The organism is Vibrio sp. 1562 (genome assembly GCF_033340155.1).
GTDB lineage: Bacteria > Pseudomonadota > Gammaproteobacteria > Enterobacterales > Vibrionaceae > Vibrio > Vibrio alginolyticus.
In genome coordinates this window covers 1-742 of record NZ_JAWOVY010000285.1, presented here as the reverse complement: position 1 = coordinate 742, position 742 = coordinate 1, and the positions used below count along the sequence as shown (strand labels likewise).

Below are 742 nucleotides of genomic sequence, written 5' to 3'. Positions count from 1 at the left end.
AACTGCTCTCTTGAATGGTTAGCGACGGGTTGCGGTTATCTCTACCGTCGAGCTGAAGTGGTGGATATGGATGCCTATAAATTGGCTTTCCAACACGTGATGAATGAAGAGCTGACAGAAGATAAAGAAGAGCTTCATCGAAAGCTCATTGCAGGGTACCAATACCTGCGCGCACATAAAAAGGCAGACGGATTTTTAGATGAATCCGCCATGGCGACATTTCTTGCTTTGCATAAAGAGACTAAAGCCGAGTAAGCCGCAACTCGATCATTTCGCCATCACTGCGTAAAGTAATGATTACGTGCGGTGATGGCTCTGTAAACTCATCTGCTTTTACCCAAACCATAGACCTCTCAATCTCTGGCGGGTAGCGATTTATCAGTAACACCACTTCTTTGTCGACCTCTCCTGCAGATTTGTTTTTCAGCGACGCTGCGACATCGTATTGCTCGTTGCCGATTGCTAAGCTTCGCATCACCAAACCATCTTTTCTTAGATTAAGAATGAGCTCACTCAGCGTTTGTCTCTGATACTCGGTTAAAAAGGAGAATTGCGCTTTCTTTTCTTCGAATACCGCCTCGCCGTATAGCGTCTGCTGATAGTAGGAAAACTCATCTAAACAGAAAGAACGGCCGAGATTTTCTGTCTCGCCAATCTGCACATCACACGGATACCAGTTCCCATCATGTTGAATCTGTTCAGTCAGTTTCTGGTACGGCGTAGGAGACAAGACTTCTTGCCA

General features: G+C 45.7%; 1 protein-coding gene and 1 pseudogene. One reads left to right on the top strand and one right to left on the bottom strand.

Translation table 11 applies throughout. The features are described from left to right. Positions 1–255, top strand: a pseudogene (locus R7Z49_RS24690) (XRE family transcriptional regulator); the annotation flags it as partial. Here R7Z49_RS24690 and R7Z49_RS24685 read toward each other — a convergent pair. After that, the coding region (locus tag R7Z49_RS24685; protein ID WP_318112331.1) for a hypothetical protein at positions 242–742 on the bottom strand (501 nt) is incomplete at its 5' end. The pseudogene R7Z49_RS24690 and the gene R7Z49_RS24685 sit on opposite strands and share 14 nt — an antisense overlap.